1 protein-coding gene is annotated in these 1,032 nt (G+C 45.5%); it reads right to left on the minus strand.

The window, feature by feature from the left end; all coding sequences use genetic code 11:
• Positions 1-42: 42 nt before the first annotated feature.
• Positions 43-1,032: IS66 family transposase (tnpC, locus tag ACYQ4S_RS11965; RefSeq protein WP_459771373.1), on the minus strand; the 990-nt coding region annotated here is incomplete at its 5' end.

Below are 1,032 nucleotides of genomic sequence, written 5' to 3' on the forward strand. Positions count from 1 at the left end.
ACTATAATGAGAAGTGTCCGAAGCGTATAATATGCTGAATGTCTAGCGACATTCCATCTGCACCTTTGGATTCCATGGCAAATAAGCCTCCAAAGGTGTATGTTGTCGATTTGGAAGGTAAGTTAAGAGGTAGTCCAGATATTTTCGTGGATGTAATCCGTTGGATTTGGCTGTCTCAACGAGACTCAAAATAGTCGCAACGGCATGAGCACCTTCAAAAGATTTCGAGAATAGCCAGTTCTTTCTGCCCATAACGAGTGACTTGATGCCACGTTCGGCTAGATTGTTGGACAGCACGAGACGGCCGTCCTTCAGAACGTTCATCATCCGCTCTTTCTGATTCAGCGCATAGTTGATCGCTGTGCCAAGTTTGCCATACGCAGTTAGAGATTCACACCAGTCAAAAAAGGCTTCAAGCTTCGGCTTCACTAATTCTAGGCGCTGGTCATACCGTTCGCTAACAGATAAGTCCTTGAGGGACTTATCCAACGCAAACAATTCGTTACATAGCGTGACTCCCTTATGAGCGACACTCTTACTGGAATAGTTCTGTGGACGTGCGTCATAGAACTTCCGTCTGATATGTGCCAGACAGGCGATCATTGTCATCCCTGGAAGATTATTGTACCCGGAGAACCCGTCACTATGTAGAAATCCAGTGTACTTTTTTAAAAAATCTCTAGGGACAGATCCGCTGCGTGATGGACCAAGCTTGTAGATATGTATGGCACGTTCACTGTATTTGCCGGTACTGAATAACCACATATAGGACTTTTGGCGGTCTTTGTCATTCAGTACTTTGAAGGTCGTTTCGTCGGCGTGTAGAACCTTCTGGTTCAACAGTTCTTGTCGCATGACAGCCACCAGAGCTTCGAAATAATACTGGGACGTTTTAATGTGCCAGTTCGTAATGGTATGCCGAGGGATTGGATAGCCAAGCAGATTCCAATAAGCCTCTTGGCGATAGCCAGGGACTTTTTGCTCGAATTTTTGATACATGGTTTCTGCTATCAGTGACGCAGAAGCGGCTGT

The sequence above is a fragment of the Alkalibacterium sp. s-m-28 genome (assembly GCF_054658175.1).